Genomic DNA, 24,717 nt, shown 5'->3' on the forward strand with positions numbered 1-24,717 from the left:
GTAGATGATCTGCGTGCCGCTCCGGGCAACCCGAATAAGCCGAACGGGTGAGCAACGGGTGATAAACGCGGAGGACCGTGCGGGTCTGTGGTGACTCGTGTGCGGTGCGTGGCCGGAAGCCATCTCCTCCGGGCGCTGATACCCTGGTAGCCCGTGGACCGGTGGGCACGAAACCCCCGAACCGCAGCGACGGCACCCCCGGAAATCTCCGGTCGGCAGCCGCACAGCACCAGACCGCGACCACGGGAGCCCCCTCTTGGCCATGCCGCCGAAATCTACGACGACCAAGCACATCTTCGTCACCGGGGGTGTCGCCTCCTCGCTCGGCAAGGGCCTCACCGCCTCCAGCCTGGGCATGCTCCTCAAGGCGCGAGGCCTGCGGGTCGTGATGCAGAAGCTCGACCCGTACCTGAACGTCGATCCGGGCACGATGAACCCCTTCCAGCACGGTGAGGTCTTCGTCACCAACGACGGTGCCGAGACCGACCTGGACATCGGACACTACGAGCGCTTCCTCGACCGCGACTTGGACGGCTCGGCCAACGTCACTACAGGCCAGGTCTACTCGACGGTGATCGCCAAGGAGCGGCGCGGCGAGTACCTGGGCGACACCGTGCAGGTCATCCCGCACATCACCAACGAGATCAAGCACCGCATCCGCCGCATGGCGACCGACGAGGTCGACGTCGTCATCACGGAGGTCGGCGGCACGGTCGGCGACATCGAGTCGCTGCCGTTCCTGGAGACGGTCCGCCAGGTCCGCCACGAGGTCGGCCGTGACAACGTCTTCGTCGTCCACATTTCCCTCCTGCCGTACATCGGCCCGTCGGGAGAGCTGAAGACGAAGCCGACCCAGCACTCGGTTGCGGCCCTGCGCAACATCGGTATCCAGCCGGACGCCATCGTGCTGCGCTGCGACCGCGAGGTACCCACCGCGATCAAGCGCAAGATCTCCCTGATGTGCGACGTCGACGAGGCCGCCGTGGTCGCCTGCCCCGACGCCCGCTCGATCTACGACATCCCCAAGACCGTGCACGGCGAGGGCCTGGACGCCTATGTCGTCCGCAAGCTGGACCTCCCCTTCCGCGATGTGGACTGGCGGACCTGGGACGACCTGCTCGACCGCGTCCACAACCCCGACCACGAGATCACCCTCGCGCTGGTCGGCAAGTACATCGACCTGCCCGACGCCTACCTCTCGGTCACCGAGGCGCTGCGTGCCGGCGGCTTCGCCAACAAGGCCCGAGTGAAGATCAAGTGGGTCACGTCCGACGACTGCAAGACCCCGGCCGGTGCCGCCGCGCAGCTCGGCGACGTCGACGGCATCTGCATCCCGGGCGGCTTCGGCGACCGCGGTGTGCTCGGCAAGGTCGGCGCGATCAAGTACGCCCGCGAGAACAAGATCCCGCTGCTCGGCCTCTGCCTGGGCCTGCAGTGCATCGTGATCGAGGCCGCGCGCAACCTGGCCGGCATCACCGACGCCAACTCCACCGAGTTCGACTCCGCCACCGGCCACCCGGTGATCTCCACCATGGCCGAGCAGCTCGACATCGTCGCCGGCGAGGGCGACATGGGCGGCACCATGCGGCTGGGCATGTACCCGGCGAAGCTGGCCGAGGGCTCGATCGTGCGCGAGGTCTACGACGGCAAGGAGTACGTCGAGGAGCGCCACCGCCACCGCTACGAGGTGAACAACGCCTACCGTGCGGAGCTGGAGAAGAAGGCCGGCATCCTGTTCTCCGGCACTTCTCCCGACGGCAAGCTCGTCGAGTACGTGGAGTACCCGCGCGAGACGCACCCTTACCTGGTGGCGACCCAGGCGCACCCCGAGCTGCGCTCCCGCCCGACTCGGCCGCACCCGCTGTTCGCGGGTCTGGTGAAGGCCTCGGTCGAGCGGAAGAATTCCAAGTAACACACCAGTTGTACGGTGGCCGGGGCGCTCGCATTCAAAAGGTGAGCGCCCCGTTTCACTCGGCGTGTGTGGCCAAAGCGTGCGGAAGGACAGGGCATGACGATCAAGGACACCCCCGAGGAGTGGGAGATCCGGGCGACGGAGACCCCCTTCGTGGGCAACAAGACCTCTGTGCGCACGGACGACGTGGTCATGCCCGACGGACATGTGGCCCGCCGCGACTACCAGGTCCACCCCGGTTCGGTCGCCGTCCTCGCCCTCGACGACGAAGGCCGGGTCCTGGTCATCCGCCAGTACCGCCACCCCGTGCGCCACAAGCTGTGGGAGATCCCGGCCGGCCTGCTCGACGTGCCTGGTGAGAACCCCCTGCACGCCGCCCAGCGCGAGCTGTACGAGGAGGCACACGTCAAGGCCGAGGACTGGCGAGTGCTGACCGACGTCTACACCACCCCCGGCGGCTGCGACGAGGCCGTGCGCATCTTCCTCGCCCGGAACCTGTCCGAGGCCGAGGGCGACCGCTTCGAGGTCGAGCACGAGGAGATCGACCTGGAGTACGCGCGCCTGCCGGTCGACGAACTCGTCCGGGGCGTCCTCGCGGGCGAGCTGCACAACAACTGCCTTGTCGTGGGCGTCCTTTCGCTGATCGCCGCGCAGCAGGGGGACGGGCTCGACGCACTGCGCCCGGCCGAGGCGCCGTGGCCCGCCCGTCCCTTCGAGTCCTGAACACCGCACCCCCCTGCGTATTGGTGTGACGATCGGCTGATCCGATCGGGGGATGTGCCCGCCGTGCTCCGCCAGGATCGTTGCAGAGCGTGAACTAGGCTCTGTTGATGCCCGGTACCGGAGTCCCGGCGGGCTTGCGCGTGCGGTGGGACGGGAGTGTGGCCCGTGACGGATCAGGCGGTCAACACAGACGGTGTACGGCTGTCGGGGCACGCTGCTGACGAGAGCCGGTTCCTGGGCCGCACAAGGGAGTTGAAGGAACTGCGCGCCGACATCGAGCGCGCGGGCCTGGACACCCTCTCCGGCCGCAAGGCCCCACGCGCGCGCGTACTGCTCATCGCCGGCAGGCCCGGTTCCGGACGCACCGCCCTCGCCGAGGAGCTCGTACGGCAGGTTGCGGACCGTTACGACGACGGGGTGCTCCGGGCGCGGCTGAGCGAGCCCGACGGGACGCCGGTCCCCCTCGGGCAGACCGCCCGCGAACTGCTCGCCGCGCTGAAGCTGCCCACCCCCGCCGGAGCCGCCGCGGACGACCTGGCCGAGGCGCTGCGCACCGCCCTCGCCGACCGCCGCGCCCTGGTGCTGCTCGACGACGCGGCGGACGCCGAGCAGGTCGACGCCCTGCTGCCGGACACACCGGACTGCCTGGTCGTGGCCGTGTCGAGCGGCCCTCTCACCGGGATCTCCGACGTCCGTCCCTGCACCCTCGGCGGCCTCGACACCAAGTCCGCGCTGGAGCTGCTCACCCGGCACACCGGCTCGGTCCGCATCACCGTCGACCCCCGCGCCGCCGAGGGCCTCGTCGAGGAGTGCCAGGGCCACCCCGCCGCGCTGACGCTGGCGGGCGGCTGGCTCGCCGCCCGCCCCAAGGCGGCCGTCGCCGACGTGGCCAAGCATCTGCACACGGAGGGTGAGGGCACGCCCCTCAGCCGGGTCTTCGGGCTCGTCTACACCTCGCTGCCCGCGCCCTCCGCCCGGATGCTGCGACTGCTCGCCCTCGCCCCGGCCGGACTGGTCGACCCGCACACCGCGGCCGCGCTCGCCGGCTGCTCCGTGGGCGACGCCCACGCGGCGCTGGACGAGTTCGTCGCCCTGAGCCTGCTGCGGGCCGCGGACTCGCCGTTGCCGCAGTACGAGGTGCCGGGCTGTCTGCACCCCCTGCTGAAGAAACTCACCCAGAGCCAGGACCGCCCCGGCGAGGTGCAGCTGGCGCGCGCTCGCATGCTGGAGCGGACGGTACGGCTGCTGCAGTCGTGTCGGGTGATCACCGAGACGGACAGCCCCGAGGCGCGCGAGAAGCTCCAGGGCATGCCGCGCGCCCTGCGCTTCCCGAGCCCCCGGGCCGCCGAGGACTGGCTGCGCCTGCGCAGGCCCGCACTGCTGGCCGCGGCCCGGCTGGCCGTCGCGGACGGGGAGCTGGACACCCTCGCCCGCCGGCTGATGTCCCAGCTGGTCAAGGCCATGGTCGCGCACTTCGGCACCCGGGCCGCCGCCCCCGACCTGTACGGCATCCACCGGCTCGTCCTGGATGTGGCCGAGCGGCGGGACCTGCCCCGCGAGAAGGCCGCCGCCCTGCTGAACCTCGGCGATCTGGACGCCCAGACCGGCCGCACGGCGGAGGCGCTGGCGCGCTACCGGGCCGCGCTGGACGCCGGACGGGAGGCAAATGACCCGTACGCGAGCGGCCGCGCAATGGAATCCGTAGGTGGTGCGCATCTGGAGCTCGGGGACTACGACCGGGCCGCCGACTGGTTCGGCCGCGCCCTCGCCGAGCGCCTGGCCCGGGACGAGCGTGCGGACGCCGCCCGGCTCTACGGCCGTATCGCCGCGGCCCACACCTATGCGGGCCGCTACGGCGAGGCCCAGCGCGGCTGGCGCACGGCGATCGCCCGGCACCGCAAGAACGGCGACATCGCCTCCCACGCACGGGCGTTGAGCGAACTCGCGCGCGTCCAGGAGTACGCGGGACGCCCCGAGGAATCGCTGCGCACCTGTCACGAGGCGGTGGAGTGGGCGCGCCGCGCCGAGGACGTACGGCTGCAGGCGGCGCTGCAGCTGCGGCTCGCCGACACGCTGGAACGCCTGGGCGATCCCGCCTCCGCCCAGCTGCACCGGGGCACGGCCGAGCGGCTGCTGGGGGAGGGGCGCGAGGGCGATGAGCAGGAGCCGAAACCCCTTGATCCCTTGAAACAGGACGATGACACCTGCGAAATCCGCAGTACATGCGACGAAGATTGATGCAATGAAAGGCTAGACAGAGAGAACGCCTTCATTAGACTGGCTCTGCCGCACCTTCTCCTGCGGTGCCTCCCGGTGTGCTCATGCATGCCTGGGTATGTGTTGTATTGCCCCACATCCACTGAGCCAAGGACCGTGATCGACGTGAAGGTCGGCATCCCCCGCGAGGTCAAGAACAACGAGTTCCGGGTGGCCATCACCCCCGCCGGTGTGCACGAGCTCGTGCGCCACGGCCATCAGGTCGTCATCGAGCACGACGCCGGCGTCGGATCGTCGATCCCGGACAGCGAGTACGTCGCCGCCGGTGCGCAGATCCTGCCGACCGCCGACGAGGTGTGGGCCACCGCCGATCTGCTGCTGAAGGTCAAGGAGCCCATCGCCGAGGAGTACCACCGCCTCCGCAAGGACCAGACGCTCTTCACCTACCTGCACCTGGCCGCCTCCAAGGAGTGCACCGACGCGCTCATCGAGTCCGGCACCACGGCGATCGCCTACGAGACCGTCGAGCTCCCCAATCGCGCGCTCCCGCTGCTCGCTCCCATGTCCGAGGTCGCGGGCCGCCTCGCCCCGCAGGTCGGCGCCTACCACCTGATGCGCTCGGCGGGCGGCCGTGGCGTGCTCCCCGGCGGCGTCCCCGGCACCCAGCCCGCGAAGGCCGTCGTCATCGGCGGTGGCGTCTCCGGCTGGAACGCGACGCAGATCGCGGTCGGCCTGGGCTTCCATGTCACGCTGCTCGACCGCGACATCAACAAGCTGCGCGAGGCGGACAAGGTCTTCGGCACCAAGGTCCGGGCGATCATGTCCAACTCCTTCGAGCTGGAGAAGGCCGTCCTGGACGCCGACCTCGTCGTCGGTGCGGTCCTCATCCCCGGCGCCAAGGCCCCCAAGCTGGTCACCAACGAGCTCGTGTCGCGCATGAAGCCCGGCAGTGTCCTTGTCGACATCGCGATCGACCAGGGCGGCTGCTTCGAGGACTCCCGCCCCACCACGCACGCCGAGCCGACCTTCCAGGTGCACAACTCGGTCTTCTACTGCGTCGCCAACATGCCGGGCGCGGTGCCCAACACCTCCACCTACGCGCTCACCAACGCGACGCTGCCCTACATCGTCGAACTCGCCAATCACGGCTGGGTGGAGGCGCTGCGCCGCGACCCCGCGCTCGCCAAGGGGCTCAACGCCCATGACGGCAAGGTCGTTTACCGCGAGGTCGCAGAGGCGCACGGGCTGGAGCACGTGGAGCTCGAGAGTCTGCTCGGCTGACCCGCTCGGCTGAGCGGCGAGTCGTCGAGCCGGTAAGTCACCATTCGGCGGACTGCTAAGTCACCATTGGGTAAAAGGCGATACGTCAACACGGTTCGTCAACAGCGCACACCCGGCCGGACCTTGCCCGACAAGGTCCGGCCGGATGTGTGTATGGTCACTTTGCGGCTCTGGGTCAACTCGCCTCGAACGTAACCCTTCGACCGATTCGCACACCGGTGAAACCTGCAGTGCGACGGCCGTACGCCCTTGACAGAGGGATGTTTCATTGTCGACACATCGAGCCGGGTCCGGCGGATTGTGTTGCTGCGGACGCCCGACACGCCATAGAGTCGCCAACCGTCGGCATGGTGCCACGCTGACCTGTCTAGAAGTTTCCTGGTCACCAAGGAGGTAAGACGACTTGTGAATGAGTCGACATTTTCTCCCGGGGGTGGTCAACCAGGAGCGCCTGTACGGGACCAGGGTCCCGCGGGGTTCGAGGCTGTCGGCTCCGTAGCTGTGCGCACCTTCGCAGCCCACCAGAGCCCGGGTCCGCAGGTGATCCGGACTGCACACCAGAGCATGGATGGCCATCACGTGAACGCCATGGCCGGCGACGGAAGTGGCGCGCCCCACAACCACTTCGCCGACTACGACGAACTGCCCGAAGGGCACTTCTACGACCCCGACGCGGAGTACGAGCCCGACCCCGAGTACGCGGCCACCCTCGCGCCCGACGCTGCCCGGCAGCGCCGTGAGCGCATCGGGCCGACCGGGCGTCCGCTGCCGTACTTCCCCATCCCGGGCCCGCTGACCGACCACGGGCCCGCGAAGATCATCGCGATGTGCAACCAGAAGGGCGGCGTCGGCAAGACGACGTCGACCATCAACCTGGGTGCCGCGCTCGCGGAGTACGGACGCCGCGTGCTGCTCGTTGACTTCGACCCGCAGGGCGCGCTGTCGGTGGGCCTCGGCGTCAATCCGATGGAGCTCGACCTCACTGTCTACAACCTGCTCATGGAGCGGGGGATGGCGGCCGACGAGGTGCTCCTGAAGACGGCGGTCCCGAACATGGACCTGCTGCCCAGCAACATCGACCTGTCCGCCGCCGAGGTGCAGCTGGTCTCGGAGGTCGCGCGCGAGTCCACGCTCCAGCGGGCCCTGAAGCCGCTGATGGCCGACTACGACTACATCGTGATCGACTGTCAGCCCTCGCTGGGTCTGCTGACCGTGAACGCGCTGACGGCCGCCCACAAGGTGATCGTGCCCCTGGAATGCGAGTTCTTCGCGCTGCGCGGTGTCGCGCTGCTGACGGAGACCATCGAGAAGGTCCAGGAGCGGCTCAACCCGGAGCTGGAGCTCGACGGGATCCTGGCCACGATGTACGACTCGCGCACGGTCCACAGCCGCGAGGTCCTGGCCCGTGTGGTCGAGGCGTTCGACGATCACGTCTACCACACGGTCATCGGACGCACGGTCCGCTTCCCGGAGACCACGGTCGCCGGTGAGCCGATCACCACGTACGCCTCCAACTCCGTCGGCGCCGCCGCCTACCGTCAGCTCGCCAGGGAGGTGCTCGCCCGGTGTCACGCCGAGTGAGTCTGCCGGGGGCCGACGAACTCTTCCGTACGACAGGGGGAATGGCGCTCCAGCCGTCCACTCCGCGGCGGGGGGCCAACGGCGAAGCCCGGGTGCCCGCGCCCGCGGGGGAGAGCGATCCGGCCGCGGCCGCCTCGCCCGAGGACGCGCCGCAGTCGGTGCCCGCGCAGGGCGGCGACGGCGAGGGCCCGGAGCATGTGGCCGCGGAGCCGGAGCCGGCCGACGCCGGTGAGTCCCGCAGCCGTGCCGCGGGTCAGGAGCGCTCCGGGCGACGTCAGGGGGCGCAGGAAGGTTCTGCCGCCGCCGGCGCCCAGTCCCGTAAGCGCGGCCGGTCGTCGGCCTCGCGCCGGCCCAGTGGCCGCGAGCGGCACGACGAGAAGATCACCGTGTACGTGTCCGCCGAGGAGCTCATGGACCTGGAGCACGCACGCCTGGTGCTCCGCGGTGAGCACGGGCTGGCCGTCGACCGCGGGCGGATCGTCCGCGAGGCGGTCGCCGTGGTCCTGGCCGACCTGGAGTCCCGCGGGGACGCGAGCATCCTCGTACGCCGGCTGCGCGGACGGTAGCGGTAGCCTGCGGGGGCCATGACCTCGAACGACGTACCCGCCCCCGACGCCCCCGCCGGCCGCCGACGCGCGCTGGGGAGGGGCCCGGGCGCGGGCGCTCCGCGGGTCGAACGGCCAACACCACCTGCTGCGGAGCCGCCGGCGGCGGCCGCCGCCCCGGAACCGGCCCGTGAGCCGGAGGCCGCGGCCCCGGACTCGTCCAGCGCGTACGCGCCGGGGGTCGTGGCACCGGAGATGCTCACAGGTCGGGACCGGAAGCCGGTTCGTGAGCCTGAACCCGTACGGGAGGCGCTGGCACCGGAGGCCGTGAGCCGAGGGCCGGTCTCCCACCCTGTGCCGGAGACCCCCGACCGCGACGCTTCGGTGCCGGACTCGGACCGTGGGCCTGAGCCGGCCACCGTGACACCGGAACCGGCTCACGAGCCGGAGGCCGTGGGCGGCGAGTCAGCTTCTGAGCGGGGGGCTGTGGCCCCGCGGCCCGTTCCTGAGCCGGAGGGTCTGGCGTCGGGCGGGGTTTCCGAGCGGGAGGCTGTGGGCGGGGCGTCGGTTCGTGAGCCGGAGACCGTGGCCGCCGAGTGGGCTTCGGGGCGGGAGGCTGTGGGCCGGGCTTCGGGTCCAGCGGCGGAGGACGTGGCGCCGACCTTGGTTCCTGAGCCGGAGGCCGTGGGTGGAGCGTCGGTTCCCGAGGCGCAAGCCCGAGCGCCGCGGGTGGGTCCCGAGTCGGGCGCCGTAGTCCCGGAGGTGGCTTCCGGGGCGGGCGCCATAGGGCCGGACGTGGTTTCCGGGACGGGCGGCGTAGGGGCGGAGTCGGCTCTCAAGGACCCGGCCGCGGTTTCGGAGTCCTCCAGCGGGTCGGATGTCGGGGATGGGGACGCCGATGGCGGGGTGTTCAAGGTTCGGCTTGCCAACTTCGAGGGGCCGTTCGATCTGCTGCTTCAGCTGATCTCCAAGCACAAGCTGGACGTCACCGAGGTCGCGCTGTCCAAGGTGACCGACGAGTTCATGGCGCACATCCGGGCGATGGGGCCGGACTGGGACTTGGATCAGACGACCGAGTTCCTTGTGGTCGCGGCCACCTTGCTCGACCTCAAGGCCGCCCGGCTGCTGCCCTCCGCCGAGGTCGAGGACGAGGCCGACCTCGCGCTTCTGGAAGCGCGGGACCTGCTGTTCGCGCGACTGCTGCAGTATCGCGCCTACAAACAGATCGCCGACATCTTCAACCAGCGGCTGGAGGAGGAGGCCCGGCGTTATCCCCGTACCGTCGGACTTGAGCCCCATCACGCCGAGCTGCTGCCCGAGGTCGTCATCAGCATCGGGGCGGAGGGGTTCGCGAAGCTCGCCGTCAAAGCGATGCAGCCGAAGCCGAAGCCGCAGGTGTACGTCGACCACATCCACGCACCGCTGGTCAGCGTGCAGGAGCAGGCCGGGATCGTGGTCGCGCGGCTCAAGGAGCTCGGTGAGGCCAGCTTCCGGGCGCTGGTCGAGGACACCGACGACACCCTCACCGTCGTGGCACGGTTTCTCGCCCTGCTGGAGCTGTACCGCGAGAAGGCCGTCGCGCTCGACCAGGAGACGGCACTCGGGGAGCTGATGGTGCGCTGGACGGGCGGGGAGGGCGAGGCCCAGCCGATGGTGACCGACGAATTCGACCGACCGCCCGAGCCACCCAAGGAGGACAAGGCGTGAGCGAGGACACCACCGGCCTCCCGGCAGGGCTCCGCACCGTCGCCGACCTCGACCTCAAGCCCGCCCTGGAGGCCGTCCTCATGGTCGTGGACGAGCCCGCGACCGAGGAACATCTCGCGAAGATCCTCCAGCGGCCGAAGCGGCAGATCGGGGACGCACTGCGGGAGCTGGCCGACGAGTACGCCGTCCAGGGCCGCGGATTCGAGCTGCGGCTGATCGCCGGCGGCTGGCGTTTCTACAGTCGGCCCGAGTACGCGGCGGCCGTCGAGGGCTTCGTCCTGGACGGCCAGCAGGCCCGGCTCACCCAGGCCGCACTGGAGACCCTCGCGGTCGTCGCCTACCGTCAGCCGGTGAGCAGGAGCCGCGTCTCGGCCGTGCGCGGAGTCAACTGCGACGGGGTCATGCGCACCCTGCTGCAACGGGGTCTGGTCCAGGAGGCGGGCACGGAACCCGAAACAGGTGCGATCCTGTACACGACGACGAACTACTTCCTGGAGCGGATGGGCCTGCGCGGTCTGGACGAGCTCCCGGAGCTCGCGCCCTTCCTCCCGGAGGCGGAGGCGATCGAGGCCGAGACACTGGAAGGGGTTCCGTCGTTCGATCCGGACGCTCCGGATTCCGAGGACGCAGACGACAAGACGGAACTTTGATGCGAAGCAGCAGCGGCAGGAACAGCAGCGGAAACAACGGCGGGAGCCGTGGTGGCAACAGCGGCGGCCGCGGCGGGAGCAGCGGTGGCCGCGGTAACTACCGCGGCGCCGGCAACTCCCGTGACGACAAGCAGGGCGGCCGGCCGAAGAAGCCGCGCCCGGAGGAGCGGCGCTACGACGTGGGCCCCGGCGCCACTCAGGACGGCCCGAAGTCGGGTCGCGGCGCCTCGGCGCGCGGCGGCGCCAAGGGCGGCCCCAGGCAGGGCCAGGGCACGGGTCGGGGCCGTACGGCTCCGGCGAGCTCCCGTGAGTACGACGCCCGGGCCGAGGAGCGCAACCGCGAGCGGTACGCGGGCAAGAAGGACGTCAAGCTGCCCAAGACCTTCCCGGGCGCCGAGCAGGAGGGCGAGCGCCTGCAGAAGGTGCTCGCGCGCGCGGGCTACGGCTCCCGGCGTGCCTGCGAGGAGCTGATCGAGCAGGCCCGTGTCGAGGTCAACGGCGAGATCGTCCTGGAGCAGGGCAAGCGGGTCGACCCGGAGAAGGACGAGGTCAAGGTCGACGGGCTGACGGTGGCCACGCAGTCGTACCAGTTCTTCTCGCTCAACAAGCCCGCCGGTGTCGTGTCGACCATGGAGGACCCGGAGGGACGGCAGTGCCTCGGTGACTACGTCACCAACCGCGAGACCCGGCTCTTCCACGTGGGGCGGCTCGACACCGAGACCGAGGGCGTGATCCTGCTCACCAACCACGGCGAGCTGGCGCACCGCCTGACCCACCCCAAGTACGGCGTGAAGAAGACCTACCTCGCCGCGATCGTCGGCCCCATTCCGCGCGACCTGGGCAAGAAGCTCAAGGACGGCATCCAGCTGGAGGACGGCTACGCGCGCGCGGACCACTTCCGAGTGGTCGAGCAGACCGGCAAGAACTACCTGGTCGAGGTGACCCTCCACGAGGGCCGCAAGCACATCGTCCGCCGCATGCTGGCGGAGGCCGGCTTCCCGGTGGAGAAGCTGGTGCGCACCTCCTTCGGGCCGATCACCCTGGGCGACCAGAAGTCGGGCTGGCTGCGGCGGCTGTCGAACACCGAGGTCGGAATGCTGATGCAGGAAGTCGACCTGTAACAGGCCTCCAGCAGCCATGTGCGACGGCCGGTTCCGGATTCTCTCCGGGACCGGCCGATTCGTTTTCGGCCCGCCGCCGGTCTGTACTCGTGACCGGCGAGAGGAATGCCATGCCTGCTATGACGACGGACCGCGACGAGTTCGTCCGGCTGACGGACCCGTACCGGCGGGAGCTGCTCGCGCACTGCTACCGGATGCTGGGCTCGGTCGACGAGGCCGAGGACCTGGTGCAGGAGACGTATCTGCGGGCCTGGCGGTCCTACGACGGCTACGAGGGCCGGGCCAGCCTCCGGACCTGGCTGCACCGCATCGCCACCAACACGTGTCTGACGGCCCTGGAGAGCCGCGCGAGGCGTCCCCTGCCCGCGGGGCTCGGCGGGCCGTCCCAGGCGCCTGAGGAGCCGCTGAGGGCCCCTGCGACGGATGTTCCGTGGCTGCAGCCGCTGCCCGACTCGCTGGTCGACCCGGCGACCGTCGTGGCCGCCCGGGGCAGCCTGCGGCTCGCGCTGGTCGCCGCGCTGCAGCATCTGCCCGCCCGGCAGCGGGCCGTGCTCATCCTGCGGGACGTGCTCGCCTGGCGGGCGCCCGAGGTCGCCTCGCTGCTCGGGACCTCGACGGCCGCCGTCAAGAGCAGCCTCCAACGCGCGCGTGCCCGGCTGGACGAGGTCGCCCCGGAGGAGGACCTCGTCCAGGAACCCGGCGGTGCGGCGGACCGCGAGGTGCTCGACCGGTACATGGCCGCCTTCGAGCGCACCGACATGGACGCGCTGCTCGACCTCCTCCAGGACGGCGTCGAGCTGGAGATGCCGCCCAACCTGGAGTGGTTCTCCGGCAAGAAGGACGTGCTGCTGTTCCTGCGGGCCAGGGGCCATGGAGAGGGCCGCTACCGGATGCTGCCCACGCGCGCGAACGGCCAGCCGGCCGTCGTCATGTACGTGCGCGGGGTGGACGGCGTGCTGCGGGCGCACTCGGTGCAGGTGCTCACCGTGGAGCGCGGCACACTGGGCCGCATCACGGCCTTCATCGACCTGGCACAGGTCGACCGCTTCGGGTTCCCCAGGGTGCTGTCGTGAACTCCGGTGAGCTGCTGGAGCGTTCGCTCGCCTACGCGCTCGGAAGCGTCGCCGGGGTCGGGCCCCGGAGTCTGGAGCAGGGCACTCCGTGCGCGGAGTGGGACCTGGGGGAGCTGCTCGGGCATCTCGACGACTCGCTGGACGCCCTGCACGAGGGGCTGACGGGCGGGCGGATCGGGCTGACGCCGATGCGCCCGGGGGGAGACCTCGCCTGCGCCTTCCGCACGCGCGCGTGCGCCGTGCTCGGCGCCTGGGCGGCCGGGCCCGGGGAGCGGGTGCTGGTGGGCGAACTGCCACTGGACGTGCGGGTGATGGCCGCCGTGGGGGCGGTGGAGATCACCGTGCACGGATGGGACGTGGCGCAGGCCTGCGGGCGTCCCCGGCCCATACCGGGCCCGCTGGCGGCCGAGCTGCTGCCGGTGGCGCGATGCGTGGTCGCGGCCGGGGACCGGGGCGTGCGGTTCGGCGCGCCCGTGGCCGTACCGCTGCACGCGGGGCCCGAAGCGCGCCTGCTGGCCTTTCTGGGGCGGCGCGATTCCTTTCCGGGGTGAGGGTGGTCTGCCTTCCGTGAGCGACCTCAAGAGCCCATGGAAGGAACCCCCGTCATGACCGACACACTGAGTGTCTCCGTACGCAAACCACCCGCCGAACAGGCCCCGCACCGACGTGTGTGGACCGTCCTCCTCGCCGGGCTCGGCGCGCTGCTGTGCTCCCTGGACGTCGTGGTCGTCGCCACCGCTCTGCCCGCCCTGCGGGCCGACTTCGGGGCGAGCCTGTCCGACCTGGAATGGACGATCAACGCCTACAACCTCGTCTTCGCCTGTCTGACCCTGACCGGCGCAGCGCTCGGCGACCGGTTCGGGCGGCGGCGGATGTACCTCGCCGGACTCGCCGTCTTCACCCTGGGCTCTGCCGCCTCCGCGCTGGCGGGCGGCCCGGGCCAGCTCATCGGCGCGCGCGTGGTGCAGGGCGCCGGCGCGGCCGTACTCCTGCCGCTCACCCTGACCCTGATCAGCGAGGCGTTCCCGGCCGAGAAGCGGGGCGTCGCCATCGGCGTGTGGGGCGGGGTGACCGGGCTCGGCGTGGCGGCCGGACCGGTGCTCGGCGGCGCTGTCACCGAGGGCCTGTCCTGGCAGTGGATCTTCTGGCTGAACGTGCCGATCGGGCTCGCGATGCTGCCGTTCGCCGCCACCAAGCTACGTGAGAGCTACGGCACCCGGCCCCAACTCGACCTCGTGGGACTGGTGTTGGCGGCCGTCGGGCTGACGGGGCTGGCCTGGGCGCCGGTGCGGGCGCCGCAGGCGGGCTGGGGGAGCGCCGAGGTGCTGACCGCTCTCGCCGCAGGGATCGCGTTCGTGGCGGCCTTCCTCCTCTGGGAGCGCAGGGGAGCCCGGTACCCGATGCTGCCGCTCGCGCACTTCCGCAACCGCGGCTTCTCCGTCGCCAACGCGGCCGCCTTCCTGGTCTTCGGGTCTTTGCTGGGCGCCCTTTTCATGATCACGCAACTCTTCCAGACCGGGCTCGGCTACTCCCCGCTTCAGGCGGGTGTGCGCATCCTCGTCTGGAACGCGATGCCGCTGCTGGTCGCCCCGGTCGCGGGCGCCCTCGCGGACCGTTTCGGCACCCGGCCCTTCATGTTCGGCGGCCTCGCGCTGCAGGCGCTGGGCCTCGCCCTGCTGGCCTGGCAGGTCCAACCAGGCGTCAGCTACGGGCAGTTGGTCCTCCCGCTGATCATCGCGGGCATCGGCATCTCCATGGTCTTCCCGAGCGTCGCAAACGCCGTCACCTCCGCCGTCCCCCTCGGCGACGCGGGCGTCGCGGCCGGCGTCAACAACGCTCTGCGTGAACTGGGCGGCGTCTTCGGCATCGCCGTCGCCGCCCTGGTCTTCACCCAGTACGGCGGCTACGGCTCGCCCGCGTCCTTCCTGGACGGCTGCGCGCCGGCGCTGTGGGTGTCGGCGGGGGCGGCGGGAGTGGGGGCGGTGGTGGCGGCGTTCGCGCCGTCGCGGGCCCAGGAGACAGCGCTCGCCCGGGAGCTGTGACGCAGGGGTTGCACGGGATCCCCACCCTCTTTATAGTCGTACTGACTATTAAGGGGGTGGGTTGCGTATGGCCTTCGACAAGGCGGGCTACGACAAGTACGCCTACGAGCCCTTCGCGGTCACCGTCGACCTGGCCGTCCTCACCATCCGCGCCGGCGCCCTGCACGTCCTGCTCGTCGAGCGCGGACAGGAGCCGTACGCCGGTCACTGGGCGCTGCCCGGCGGCTTCGTGGAGCCACGGGAGTCGGCGGAGACGGCCGCCCGGCGCGAACTCGCCGAGGAGACCGGTCTCGCGGACGCGACCGGGCTGCATCTGGAGCAGCTGAGGACGTACAGCGAACCCGACCGCGACCCCCGGATGCGGGTCGTGTCCGTCGCCTTCACCGCGCTGCTGCCCGACGCGCCCGAACCGCAGGCCGGTAGCGACGCGGCACGGGCGAGCTGGCTGCCGTACGACTCGGCCGGGCCGCTCGCCTTCGACCACGACCGGATCCTGGCCGACGCCCACGAACGCGTCGGCGCCAAGCTCGAGTACACCTGTCTCGCCACCGCCTTCTGCCCGCCCGAGTTCACGCTCGGCGAGCTGCAGCACGTCTACGAGACGGTCTGGGGCACGGCTCTCGACCGGCCCAACTTCCGCCGCAAGGTGCTTGCCACGCCCGGCTTCGTCGAGGCCGTACCGGGCGCCGCCCGGCTGACCGGCGGCCGGGGCAAACCCGCTGCGCTCTACCGCGCGGGCCCGGCCACCGCGCTGCACCCACCCCTCCTCCGACCGTCCCGGGAAGGACGCCCCGCATGACTGCCACCCTCGTCGACAAGCAAGCAGCAACCGGGGCGTTGACCGGCCTCGCACTCGGGGACGCGCTCGGCTTCCCGACCGAGTTCAACGACGTGCCGTCGATCCTCGCCAAGTACGGGCCGTGGCGGCAGATGCGGCTGCCCACGCCCGCGATCGTCACCGACGACACACAGATGACGCTGGCGCTGGGCCGGGGTCTGCGCACGGCCATGGACCGCGGGGTGCTCGCGCCGAAGCGGCTGGAGCGGCCGCTGCGCGAGGAGTTCGTGGACTGGTACCAGTCGCCGGAGAACAACCGGGCGCCCGGGAACACCTGCCTACTGGCCTGCTACCTGCTGAAGGACGAGAGCCGCGCCTGGCAGGACGCCAGCCAGATCGGCTCCAAGGGCTGCGGCGCCAACATGCGGGTCGCGCCCGTCGGACTCGTCCCCGGCCTGAGCGACGAACAGCGCGCGGGCGCGGCCCAGTTGCAGTCCGCTCTCACCCACGGGCACCCGACGGCGCTCGCCGCCTCCGACCTCACCGCCCGTGCGGTACGGCTGCTCGCGCAGGGCGCCGAGCCGTCCGGACTCGTCGGCCTGCTGCGGTCGTACGCCCTCGAGAACCGCAGCCGCTACCACCACGCCTGGCTCGGCGACCTGTGGACCCGTGCCGACGACGCCACCCCCGAGGAGTTCATCGCGCGCGGCTGGGACGAGTGCCTGGAGGTCCTCGGCCGCCTCCAGGACGCCGTACGCACGGTCTCGACGGAGACCGACCCCTGCCTGGCCACCGGCGCGGGCTGGATAGCCGAAGAGGCCCTGGCGACCGGCCTGTTGTGCTTCCTGCTCTTCGTCGACGAACCGCTGACGGCCATCCGGCGAGCCGCCTGCACCTCCGGCGACTCGGACTCCATCGCCTGCCTGACGGGCGCCTTCGCGGGCGCGTACCTGGGCGCGGACGCCTGGCCGACCGAGTGGGCCGACCGGATCGAATACCGGAGCGACCTGTTGACCCTCGGGGCCCTCTGGGACGCTTGAGCCATGATCGACGCCCTCGCTCTCGACCTGACGCCGGTGGTCGCCGAACAGCCCGACCCGGTGCTGTTCGCGACCGTCTCCGGCGCACACCTCTACGGCTTCCCGTCCCGCGACTCGGACGTGGACCTGCGGGGCGTGCACCTGCTGCCCGCGGCGGATCTGCTGGGTCTGCGGGAGCCGGACGAGACCCGGTCCCGGATGTGGGACCGGGACGGCGTCGAGCTGGACCTGGTCACGCACGACCTGCGCAAGTTCGTACGGCTGATGCTGCGCCGCAACGGCTATGTGCTGGAGCAACTGCTCTCGCCCCTGGTCGTGCACACCACGGACGCGCACGACGAGCTGGCCGCGCTCGCGCCCGGCGTGCTCACCAGCCATCACGCCCACCACTACCGCGGGTTCGCCAACACCCAGTGGCGGCTGTTCGAGAAGTCCGGTGAGCTCAAGCCGCTGCTCTACACCTTCCGGGTCCTGCTCACCGGGATCCACCTGATGCGCAGCGGCGAGGTGCAGGCCCATCTGCCCACGCTGTTGGGGGAGTTGGACGCGCCCGCCTATCTGCCGGAGCTGATCGCGGCGAAGGCGCAGCAGGAGCACGGAGACGCCGATGTCGACCACGCGCGCGTGCAGGCCGACGTCGAGCAGCTGCACGGCGTGCTGGACGCGGCGCAGGAGACATCGGCGCTACCCGACGCCCCGACCGTGTACGACGCCCTGCACGACTTCGTCGTACGTATCCGGCTGGAGCGCTGAGGCGCGGCGGACGCGGACGAGGAAGGCCTCGACGCGGGCTCGCTCCGGCTCCTCGGGGAGGGGGCTGTGGCGGGCTGCCTCGTCGGCCTCCGCAGCCAAGCGGTTCATCCACGAGTCGACCTCGGGCCACGGGACTTCGCCGCGTTTCACGGCAAGAAGCGGCTCGCGCTGGTCGCCCACGTCGATGGTGAGGGCGCCCGTGCGCAGCAGGTCGCGGGAGCTCGTCAGCAGGCGCAGCAGATGCATGGCGTGTTTCCAGCGCGGGGCGCCGTGCAGACGGACGTGGGCCTCCAGCTTCTTGCGCTGGCCCAGGGCGTAGCGCGTGAACGTCTCGTGGGCCCGGCGGGAGAGGAACGCCCCGCGCAGCGCGAGGAGTTCGCGGCCGGTGTCGTCGACGTACTCCACGAGCGGGGAGTGCAGGCACTCCAGGATGTTCGGGTTGGCGCGCAGGGCCAGCTCGCAGAAGCGTTCCAGTTCCCAGCCGAACTGCTCGTCCGCCGGGCCCTCGACATGCGTCGGCGGCTTCTCGAAGCGCCAGAACAGGGGGGTGGGGGCCACGAACACGCCCCGGCGGTCGGTGTCGCTGTCGTCCGTCGCCAGACCGAAGGCGCGCGAACCCATCACGCAGCTGTAGATCGTGTGGTCGTGCACCAGGGTCTCGGGAAGCATGTCCCGGAGCGTACGCGGCGCCTCACGCCAGGCGGATCGAATTTCCCTCCACCTTGATCTGCTCCGCGGGCAGCGGCTTCGGCGCGGGTCCGCCGGCCACCGAGCCGTCGCTGATGCGGAACTCGCTCTTGTGGCACGGGCAGTGGATGATGCCGTTCGCGATGCTGCCCACCGTGCAGCCCTGGTGCGTGCAGATCGCCGAGAAGGCCTTGAACTCGTCCTTCTGCGGCTGGGTGACCACGACCTTCTCGTCCTTGAAGATCTTGCCGCCGCCGACCGGGATCTCGGAGGTCTTCGCCAGCTCCTGACCGCCCGACGCGTTCGTGGAGGACCCGGAGCCGCTGTTGTCGCCGTACTTGCTGCAGCCCGCGGCGAGCGTCGCCGCGCCCGTCGCGAGGAGAACCGTGCGCCGCGTCGAGCGGTGGGTCATGTCGTCACTCCGAACGTGCGGAAGAACCAGAGGGCGGACGTCAGCCAGATGAGGGTGAGGACGGTGAAGACCAGCCCGCCGACGAGCGGCAGCAGCCAGCCGGGGAGCCGCTGTGAGCGAAGCAGCAGCATCTTGGCACTGAAGGCACCGAAGAAGAAGCAACCCAGGGCGGAGTGCCACATGACGCGAGTCGAGTAGGTCTGGTAGCCCAGTGCGTACAGGCAGTGCACCGCCACCGGGACGGCCACGAGGAACGCGACACGGCCCGACCAGCGGTGCAGCGTCGCCGACCAGCGCGGGCCCGGCAGCTTGCCGTACACCATGAACGCGCTGACCAGCTGGACGAGCGCGAAGAGGAACGCGGTCGACGCCAGCCACGACTTCACCGCGCCCGTGCTGCTGAACCCGGCCAGGTTGAAGGCCGTGCCGGCGGGGTCGTGGACCTTGCCGTACGCCCCGAGCCCGACGGCCACCGCGGCGGCCACCAGGGCCGGGATCAGATAGCGGGCGGGGCCCGGCGCGCGGTGGGCCGGTGGCTGGGGAGGGAAGCTCTGGGTGGCGGCGTTCGGGTCGACGGTCATGTCGGCTCCCTGGGGCAGGAGGAGAAGGTCAGGGCGTTACGGGGTGTGCCGTGAGCTGCTGGCCGTCGACCGTCGTCGCGCCCGTCTCCGGGTCGATGGTGGGCGCCGCCGAGGGCTCTCCGTCGCGGGTGACGATGCCGACCTGCTTGCCGCCGGGCAGGACGATCCAGCCGCCGACGATCCTGGCGCCGGCCACCTGGCTGTTCGCCCGGTAGATCCCGGACGGCTTCTTCGCCTTGTCGATGGTGAAGGTGTAGTGGCCGCCTCCGACGTCCGCGGTGCCGCGGAGCTGCCTGCTCCCCTTCAGCGTGCCGTTCAGCCTCGCGCCGTGGTCGCCGGTCAGGCTCAGGCTGCCGTCCGCCTTCACCGCGCCCTTCAGCCACGACTCGATGTTGTGGCCGTCGCAGAAGTACGCGATCGCCTTGCCGCCGCGCAGCGAGACGGCGACCGCGGACGAGTCGTCGTCCGTACGGCCGGTGTAGACGCCGCCGGGCGCCACCGTCCGTGACGGGGAGGGGACGGCCGACGGGCTCGTCGTGGAAGGCGTCGGCGGCGCCGAAACGGCCGGCGAGTTCTCCTTGTACGGGTTCGACGTGGTCTTCGTCCCCGAAGTCGCGTTGAGCGTGAGCATGAACACGCCGAGCAGCAGTCCCGCGAGCAGAGTCAGCAGCGGTCCAGGACGCTTCATTACGGGCCTCCCCCGAGGCGGGTTTCCTGCCATCAGAGCGGACCGGCCCGCCCGGCGTAAAGAGGCGCACGGGGCGCACCCCGACCAAGTAGCGGAATAGAGACATTCAGGTGACATTGTCGTAGATCGCCGGTCGTCTCAGCGGGCGGGCACCGAGGGTCCGCGCGACGGGTGCTGACTAGGCTGGGTTGTACAAAGAGCCGAGGTGTACAGCAGCGAGGAGCAGAGCCGTGGCGGTACGAGCGGTCCGGGGAGCCGTCCAACTGGAACGGGACGAGGCCGGGCACATGGACGAGCAGGTCGGGGCCCTGCTCACCGCCATCCTCGAACGGAACGCCCTGAGCGCCGACGACCTGATCAGTATCTGGTTCACGGCCACTCCCGATCTGCACAGCGACTTCCCGGCGGCCGCCGCACGCAAGCTCGGCATCGTCGACGTACCGCTGATCTGCGCCCAGGAGCTGGACATCGAGGGCGCCATGCCGCGCGTCGTGCGCGTCCTGGCCCACATCGAGTCCGAGCGGCCTCGCGCCGACATCGCCCATGTCTACCTCGGCGCCGCGGCCGCCCTGCGCAAGGACATCGCCCAGTGAGAACCGCGCTCGTCATCGGCACCGGACTCATCGGTACGTCCGCCGCCATCGCCCTGTCCCAGCGGGGCGTCGTCGTCCACCTCACCGACCACGACCCCGAGCAGGCCCGTACGGCCGCCGCGCTCGGCGCCGGCACCGACGAGGCCCCCGACGGGCCGGTCGACCTCGCGATCATCGCCGCACCCCCCGCCCATGTGGCCGGGGTGCTGGCCGACGCCATGCGTCGGGGCGCGGCCCGCGGCTACCTCGACGTGGCCAGCGTCAAGGGCGGCCCGCGCCGCGAGCTGGAGGCGCTGGGCCTGGACCCGTCCGTGATGTCGCAGTACATCGGCACACACCCCATGTCGGGCCGAGAGAAGTCCGGGCCGCTGGCGGCCACCGGCGATCTCTTCGAGGGCCGCCCCTGGGTACTGACGCCGACCCGGGACACCGACACCGAGGTGCTCAACCTCGCCCTGGAGCTGGTCTCGCACTGCCGGGCCGTCCCGGTCGTCATGGACGCCGACGCCCACGACCGTGCGGTGGCGCTGGTCTCGCACATGCCGCACCTCGTCTCCAGCATGGTCGCCGCGCGTCTGGAGAACGCCGAGGAGGCGGCCGTGCGCCTGTGCGGCCAGGGCATCCGTGATGTGACCCGGATCGCCGCCTCCGACCCCCGGATGTGGATCGACATCCTGTCCGCGAACCCCGGGCCGGTGGCCGACCTGCTCTCCGACGTCGCCGCCGACCTGGAGGAGACGGTGCAGGCGCTGCGGTCACTCCAGTCCTCCGACGAGGCCAAGCGGCTCGACGGTACGGCCGGCATCGAGGACGTCCTGCGGCGCGGGAACGCCGGACAGGTCCGGGTGCCGGGCAAGCACGGGTCCGCTCCGCGGGCGTACGAGGTCGTGGCCGTTCTCATCGACGACCAGCCGGGGCAGCTGGCGCGGATCTTCGCCGACGCGGGTCGGGCCGGGGTCAACGTCGAGGACGTGCGGATCGAGCACGCGACCGGGCAGCAGGCGGGGCTGGTGCAGCTGATGGTGGAGCCGCAGGCGGCGCCGGTCCTCACTGCGGCCTTGCGGGAGCGGGGCTGGGCGATCCGGCAGTAATGCTCTCGCCCCCGCCGCCCCTTCCCGTCCCGTCCCTGGGGGCTGCCGCCCCCAGGCCCCCGCTTCGGTCTGAACGGCCTCGTCCTCAAACGCCGGACGGGCTGGAGTGATCTGGCCGGTGCCTCAGTGCCCGGGACGGGCTGGAGTGCAGTGACCGGCGGGGACCAGTAACCACTCGTCCGGATGAGTGGCCCGCACCCAGTAACCTTGTGCAGGGCACGATCGCGGCCCCGTACACCCACCACACCGCACCAGGAAGGTGTCCCCCCGTGGAAAACGGCGTCGCCAAGCCCGTGATTGTCGCCATCGACGGTCCGGCCGGCACCGGCAAGTCGAGCACGTCGAAGGCCGTCGCGGCGCAGCTCGGCCTGAGCTACCTGGACACCGGTGCCCAGTACCGGGCGATCACCTGGTGGATGGTGAACAACGGGATCGACATCGACGACCCGTCCGCGATCGCCGCCGTGGCGGGCAAGGCCGAGATCGTCTCCGGCACGGACCCGGCCAACCCGACGATCACGGTCGACGGCACCGACGTGGCCGGGCCTATCCGTACCCAGGAGGTGTCCTCCCAGGTCAGCGCGGTCAGCGCGGTGCCCGAGGTGCGCGCCCGGATCACCGAGCTGCAGCGCTCGCTGGCCACCTCCGCGGAGCACGGCATCGTCGTCGAGGGTCGTGACATCGGTACGACCGTGCTGCCCGACGCCGATCTGAAGATCTTCCTCACCGCTTCGCCGGAGGCGCGTGCCGCCCGTCGCAGCGGCGAGCTGAAGGGCGCCGACGTGCACGCCACCCGCGAGGCGCTGATCAAGCGCGACGCGGCCGACTCCTCCCGCAAGGCCTCGCCGCTCGCCAAGGCGGACGACGCGGTCGAGGTGGACACCACCGACCTCACCCTCGCGCAGGTCATCGAGTGCGTCGTCACCCTCGTCGAGGAGAAGCGGGCCGGGAAGTGACTCAGCCTTCGGAGCGGGGCGCCGAGGTCGGTCGGCGGATCGGCGTCGGCCTGATGTACGGGCTGTGGAAGCCGCGGGTGCTGGGTTCCTGGAAGGTGCCCGCCACCGGCCCGGTGATCTTCGCCGTGAACCACTCCCACAACATCGACGGTCCGATGGTCATGGGCGTGGCGCCCCGGCCGACGCACTTCCTGATCAAGAAAGAGGCGTTCATCGGCCCGCTGGATCCGTTCCTGCTGGGTATCGGCCAGCTGAAGGTGGACCGTTCGGTCGCCGACCGCGGGGCGATCACCCAGGCCCTGGACGTCCTGTCGTCCGGCGGAGTCCTCGGCATCTTCCCGGAGGGCACCCGCGGCGAGGGCGACTTCGCCTCGCTGCGTGCCGGCCTCGCCTACTTCGCCGTACGCAGCGGTGCACCGGTCGTCCCGGTCGCCGTACTGGGAAGTTCCGAGCGGCGGGGACGGTTGATAAAGGGGCTGCCTCCGCTGCGCAGCCGTATCGACGTCGTCTTCGGCGACCCCTTCGAGGCGGGCGACGGCAGCGGACGGCGCACCCGCAAGGCGCTCGACGAGGCGACCGAACGCATCCAGAAGCAGCTCACCGCGCACCTGGAAAACGCCAGGCGACAGACCGGTCGCTAGGCGACACTTGAGTAGTGGATCAGCCCGGAGAAACCGGATGTTCCACCGATCACCACGATGAACGACGAGGTACGGACTTCATGAACGACCACATCCACTCCGACGGCTCGGGCGAGGAGCACGACCACGGAGCGCTTGGCGACGCCGAGTACGCGGACTTCATGGAGCTCGCCGCGGAAGAGGGCTTCGACCTCGAGGACGTCGAGGGTGCCATCGAGGAGGCCGGTCACGGCCCGCTGCCCGTCCTCGCCGTCGTCGGCCGGCCGAATGTCGGCAAGTCGACTCTCGTGAACCGCATCATCGGGCGGCGCGAGGCGGTCGTCGAGGACAAGCCCGGCGTCACCCGCGACCGCGTCACCTACGAGGCCGAATGGTCGGGCCGCCGCTTCAAGGTCGTCGACACCGGCGGCTGGGAGCAGGACGTCCTCGGTATCGACGCCTCCGTGGCCGCGCAGGCCGAGTACGCGATCGAGGCCGCCGACGCCGTCGTGTTCGTCGTCGACGCCAAGGTCGGCGCGACCGACACCGACGAGGCGGTCGTACGGCTGCTGCGCAAGGCCGGCAAGCCGGTGGTGCTGGCGGCCAACAAGGTCGACGGGCAGAGCGGTGAGGCGGACGCGGCGTACCTGTGGTCGCTGGGTCTCGGTGAACCGCACCCCGTCTCCGCCCTGCACGGCCGCGGTACCGGCGACATGCTGGACGCCGTCCTGGAGGTCCTGCCGGACGCCCCCGAGCAGACCTTCGGCACCGCGATCGGCGGCCCGCGCCGCATCGCGCTGATCGGCCGCCCGAACGTCGGCAAGTCCTCCCTCCTCAACAAGGTGGCGAACGAGGAGCGCGTCGTCGTCAACGAGTTGGCGGGCACCACTCGCGACCCGGTCGACGAGCTCATCGAACTCGGCGGCGTCACCTGGAAGTTCGTCGACACCGCCGGTATCCGCAAGCGCGTCCACCTCCAGCAGGGCGCCGACTACTACGCCTCCCTGCGCACCGCGGCCGCGGTCGAGAAGGCCGAGGTGGCGGTCATCCTGATCGACGCCTCCGAGTCCATCTCGGTGCAGGACCAGCGGATCGTGACGATGGCCGTCGAGGCCGGACGCGCGATGGTCATCGCCTACAACAAGTGGGACACCCTCGACGAGGAGCGCCGCTACTACCTGGAGCGGGAGATCGAGACCGAGTTCGGCCAGGTGGCGTGGGCGCCGCGGGTCAACGTCTCCGCGCGCACCGGGCGCCACATGGAGAAGCTGGTTCCGGCGATCGAGGCCGCGCTGGCCGGCTGGGAGACCCGCGTCCCGACGGGCCGTCTGAACGCCTTCCTCGGTGAGCTGGTCGCCGCCCACCCGCACCCGATCCGCGGCGGCAAGCAGCCCCGCATCCTCTTCGGCACCCAGGCCGGCACCAAGCCCCCGCGGTTCGTGCTGTTCGCCTCCGGGTTCATCGAGGCGGGCTACCGGCGCTTCATCGAGCGCCGGCTGCGCGAGGAGTTCGGCTTCGAGGGGACGCCGATCCATATCTCGGTGCGGGTGCGCGAGAAGCGCGGCAACAAGAAGAAGTAGGCAACACATGGGGGAGGGCGGTCCCGATCGGGACCGCCCTCCCCCATGTACCGGCGAACGTCTCAGCGGACGCCGCGCGGGCCGGG

24 protein-coding genes are annotated in these 24,717 nt (G+C 71.0%); 20 read left to right on the forward strand and 4 right to left on the reverse strand.

Annotated elements, in window-relative coordinates; all coding sequences use genetic code 11:
- Positions 1 to 262 precede the first annotated feature (262 nt).
- From ACWDAG_RS44875 to ACWDAG_RS44945, 15 genes are all read left to right on the forward strand, one after another.
- Positions 263 to 1,912, forward strand: coding sequence for a CTP synthase (locus tag ACWDAG_RS44875; RefSeq protein WP_450701345.1), 1,650 nt, complete (start codon positions 263 to 265; stop codon positions 1,910 to 1,912).
- 96 nt (positions 1,913 to 2,008) lie between these two features.
- Positions 2,009 to 2,635, forward strand: a complete 627-nt coding sequence (locus ACWDAG_RS44880) for an NUDIX domain-containing protein (protein WP_450701346.1) — start codon at positions 2,009 to 2,011, stop codon at positions 2,633 to 2,635.
- Positions 2,636 to 2,800: 165 nt separating this feature from the next.
- Positions 2,801 to 4,873, forward strand: coding sequence for a tetratricopeptide repeat protein (locus tag ACWDAG_RS44885; protein WP_450701347.1), 2,073 nt, complete (start codon positions 2,801 to 2,803; stop codon positions 4,871 to 4,873).
- A 144-nt stretch (positions 4,874 to 5,017) separates the two neighbouring features.
- Positions 5,018 to 6,133 (forward strand): alanine dehydrogenase, encoded by a 1,116-nt coding sequence (gene ald, locus ACWDAG_RS44890; protein ID WP_450701367.1) that lies wholly within the window; start codon positions 5,018 to 5,020, stop codon positions 6,131 to 6,133.
- Between the two features lie 405 nt (positions 6,134 to 6,538).
- The gene (locus ACWDAG_RS44895; RefSeq protein WP_099927832.1) at positions 6,539 to 7,714 is read left to right on the forward strand and encodes an AAA family ATPase; all 1,176 of its coding nucleotides are present in this window, start codon (positions 6,539 to 6,541) and stop codon (positions 7,712 to 7,714) included.
- A complete protein-coding gene (locus tag ACWDAG_RS44900) occupies positions 7,699 to 8,280 on the forward strand; it encodes a hypothetical protein (protein ID WP_344404104.1) in 582 nt (193 codons plus the stop codon). Before ACWDAG_RS44895 ends, ACWDAG_RS44900 begins: the two co-directional genes overlap by 16 nt.
- A gap of 597 nt (positions 8,281 to 8,877) precedes the next feature.
- Entirely contained in the window at positions 8,878 to 9,966 is a 1,089-nt protein-coding gene (locus ACWDAG_RS44905) for a segregation and condensation protein A (protein WP_450701368.1), read from the forward strand.
- Positions 9,963 to 10,616 (forward strand): SMC-Scp complex subunit ScpB, encoded by a 654-nt coding sequence (scpB, locus tag ACWDAG_RS44910; protein ID WP_450701348.1) that lies wholly within the window; start codon positions 9,963 to 9,965, stop codon positions 10,614 to 10,616. The genes ACWDAG_RS44905 and scpB overlap by 4 nt, the downstream gene beginning before the upstream one ends.
- Positions 10,616 to 11,737: a pseudouridine synthase gene (locus ACWDAG_RS44915; RefSeq protein WP_450701349.1), complete on the forward strand. Its 1,122-nt coding sequence runs from the start codon at positions 10,616 to 10,618 to the stop codon at positions 11,735 to 11,737. The genes scpB and ACWDAG_RS44915 overlap by 1 nt, the downstream gene beginning before the upstream one ends.
- 119 nt (positions 11,738 to 11,856) lie before the next feature.
- Positions 11,857 to 12,810, forward strand: a complete 954-nt coding sequence (locus ACWDAG_RS44920; protein WP_450701350.1) for a sigma-70 family RNA polymerase sigma factor — start codon at positions 11,857 to 11,859, stop codon at positions 12,808 to 12,810.
- A complete protein-coding gene (locus tag ACWDAG_RS44925; RefSeq protein ID WP_450701351.1) occupies positions 12,807 to 13,361 on the forward strand; it encodes a TIGR03086 family metal-binding protein in 555 nt (184 codons plus the stop codon). Before ACWDAG_RS44920 ends, ACWDAG_RS44925 begins: the two co-directional genes overlap by 4 nt.
- Before the next feature lie 54 nt (positions 13,362 to 13,415).
- Positions 13,416 to 14,852, forward strand: coding sequence for a DHA2 family efflux MFS transporter permease subunit (locus ACWDAG_RS44930; RefSeq protein WP_450701352.1), 1,437 nt, complete (start codon positions 13,416 to 13,418; stop codon positions 14,850 to 14,852).
- A 67-nt stretch (positions 14,853 to 14,919) separates the two neighbouring features.
- Entirely contained in the window at positions 14,920 to 15,651 is a 732-nt protein-coding gene (locus tag ACWDAG_RS44935) for an NUDIX domain-containing protein (protein WP_450701353.1), read from the forward strand.
- Positions 15,648 to 16,670, forward strand: coding sequence for an ADP-ribosylglycohydrolase family protein (locus ACWDAG_RS44940; protein WP_450701354.1), 1,023 nt, complete (start codon positions 15,648 to 15,650; stop codon positions 16,668 to 16,670). Before ACWDAG_RS44935 ends, ACWDAG_RS44940 begins: the two co-directional genes overlap by 4 nt.
- A gap of 3 nt (positions 16,671 to 16,673) precedes the next feature.
- Positions 16,674 to 17,423 (forward strand): nucleotidyltransferase domain-containing protein, encoded by a 750-nt coding sequence (locus tag ACWDAG_RS44945; protein ID WP_450701355.1) that lies wholly within the window; start codon positions 16,674 to 16,676, stop codon positions 17,421 to 17,423.
- On the opposite strand, the gene ACWDAG_RS44950 is transcribed toward ACWDAG_RS44945, so the two are convergent.
- From ACWDAG_RS44950 to ACWDAG_RS44965, 4 genes are read right to left on the reverse strand one after another with little or no spacing between them, the layout of a single operon-like run.
- Positions 17,355 to 18,092 carry a nucleotidyltransferase domain-containing protein gene (locus ACWDAG_RS44950; RefSeq protein WP_450701356.1) on the reverse strand — a complete coding sequence of 246 codons (738 nt, stop codon included), beginning with the start codon at positions 18,090 to 18,092 and terminating at the stop codon, positions 17,355 to 17,357. The two genes, ACWDAG_RS44945 and ACWDAG_RS44950, sit on opposite strands and share 69 nt — an antisense overlap.
- 22 nt (positions 18,093 to 18,114) lie before the next feature.
- On the reverse strand, positions 18,115 to 18,522 hold the full coding sequence (locus ACWDAG_RS44955) for a Rieske (2Fe-2S) protein (RefSeq protein WP_450701357.1): 408 nt from the start codon (positions 18,520 to 18,522) through the stop codon (positions 18,115 to 18,117).
- On the reverse strand, positions 18,519 to 19,103 hold the full coding sequence (locus tag ACWDAG_RS44960; RefSeq protein WP_450701358.1) for a DUF6529 family protein: 585 nt from the start codon (positions 19,101 to 19,103) through the stop codon (positions 18,519 to 18,521). Before ACWDAG_RS44960 ends, ACWDAG_RS44955 begins: the two co-directional genes overlap by 4 nt.
- Positions 19,104 to 19,131: 28 nt before the next feature.
- Entirely contained in the window at positions 19,132 to 19,791 is a 660-nt protein-coding gene (locus ACWDAG_RS44965) for a hypothetical protein (RefSeq protein WP_450701359.1), read from the reverse strand.
- A 230-nt stretch (positions 19,792 to 20,021) separates the two neighbouring features.
- Here ACWDAG_RS44965 and aroH point away from each other — a divergent pair, with 230 nt between their 5' ends.
- The 5 genes from aroH (at position 20,022) to der (ending at position 24,631) form a co-directional block, all read left to right on the forward strand.
- On the forward strand, positions 20,022 to 20,384 hold the full coding sequence (gene aroH, locus ACWDAG_RS44970; RefSeq protein WP_450701360.1) for a chorismate mutase: 363 nt from the start codon (positions 20,022 to 20,024) through the stop codon (positions 20,382 to 20,384).
- Entirely contained in the window at positions 20,381 to 21,475 is a 1,095-nt protein-coding gene (locus tag ACWDAG_RS44975) for a prephenate dehydrogenase (protein ID WP_450701361.1), read from the forward strand. Before aroH ends, ACWDAG_RS44975 begins: the two co-directional genes overlap by 4 nt.
- A gap of 269 nt (positions 21,476 to 21,744) precedes the next feature.
- Complete coding sequence (cmk, locus tag ACWDAG_RS44980; protein ID WP_450701362.1) at positions 21,745 to 22,431, forward strand: (d)CMP kinase; 687 nt, start codon at positions 21,745 to 21,747, stop codon at positions 22,429 to 22,431.
- A 53-nt stretch (positions 22,432 to 22,484) separates the two neighbouring features.
- Positions 22,485 to 23,072 (forward strand): lysophospholipid acyltransferase family protein, encoded by a 588-nt coding sequence (locus tag ACWDAG_RS44985; RefSeq protein ID WP_450701369.1) that lies wholly within the window; start codon positions 22,485 to 22,487, stop codon positions 23,070 to 23,072.
- Between the two features lie 80 nt (positions 23,073 to 23,152).
- Complete coding sequence (gene der, locus ACWDAG_RS44990) at positions 23,153 to 24,631, forward strand: ribosome biogenesis GTPase Der (protein ID WP_450701363.1); 1,479 nt, start codon at positions 23,153 to 23,155, stop codon at positions 24,629 to 24,631.
- Positions 24,632 to 24,717: the final 86 nt, after the last annotated feature.

Source organism: Streptomyces sp. NPDC001157 (genome assembly GCF_053598255.1).

What these genes read in the sequence shown, in the direction of transcription:
- ACWDAG_RS44880 (WP_450701346.1), top strand. Translation starts at nt 2,009, where the DNA reads ATGACGATCAAGGACACCCCCGAGGAGTGGGAGATCCGGGCGACGGAG.
- ACWDAG_RS44950 (WP_450701356.1), bottom strand. Translation starts at nt 18,092, where the DNA reads ATGCTTCCCGAGACCCTGGTGCACGACCACACGATCTACAGCTGCGTG.
- ACWDAG_RS44945 (WP_450701355.1), top strand. Translation starts at nt 16,674, where the DNA reads ATGATCGACGCCCTCGCTCTCGACCTGACGCCGGTGGTCGCCGAACAG.
- ACWDAG_RS44930 (WP_450701352.1), top strand. Translation starts at nt 13,416, where the DNA reads ATGACCGACACACTGAGTGTCTCCGTACGCAAACCACCCGCCGAACAG.
- ACWDAG_RS44940 (WP_450701354.1), top strand. Translation starts at nt 15,648, where the DNA reads ATGACTGCCACCCTCGTCGACAAGCAAGCAGCAACCGGGGCGTTGACC.
- ACWDAG_RS44875 (WP_450701345.1), top strand. Translation starts at nt 263, where the DNA reads ATGCCGCCGAAATCTACGACGACCAAGCACATCTTCGTCACCGGGGGT.
- ACWDAG_RS44965 (WP_450701359.1), bottom strand. Translation starts at nt 19,791, where the DNA reads ATGAAGCGTCCTGGACCGCTGCTGACTCTGCTCGCGGGACTGCTGCTC.
- ACWDAG_RS44920 (WP_450701350.1), top strand. Translation starts at nt 11,857, where the DNA reads ATGACGACGGACCGCGACGAGTTCGTCCGGCTGACGGACCCGTACCGG.
- ACWDAG_RS44955 (WP_450701357.1), bottom strand. Translation starts at nt 18,522, where the DNA reads ATGACCCACCGCTCGACGCGGCGCACGGTTCTCCTCGCGACGGGCGCG.
- ACWDAG_RS44935 (WP_450701353.1), top strand. Translation starts at nt 14,920, where the DNA reads ATGGCCTTCGACAAGGCGGGCTACGACAAGTACGCCTACGAGCCCTTC.
- ACWDAG_RS44985 (WP_450701369.1), top strand. Translation starts at nt 22,485, where the DNA reads ATGTACGGGCTGTGGAAGCCGCGGGTGCTGGGTTCCTGGAAGGTGCCC.
- ACWDAG_RS44960 (WP_450701358.1), bottom strand. Translation starts at nt 19,103, where the DNA reads ATGACCGTCGACCCGAACGCCGCCACCCAGAGCTTCCCTCCCCAGCCA.
- der (WP_450701363.1), top strand. Translation starts at nt 23,153, where the DNA reads ATGAACGACCACATCCACTCCGACGGCTCGGGCGAGGAGCACGACCAC.
- ACWDAG_RS44915 (WP_450701349.1), top strand. Translation starts at nt 10,616, where the DNA reads ATGCGAAGCAGCAGCGGCAGGAACAGCAGCGGAAACAACGGCGGGAGC.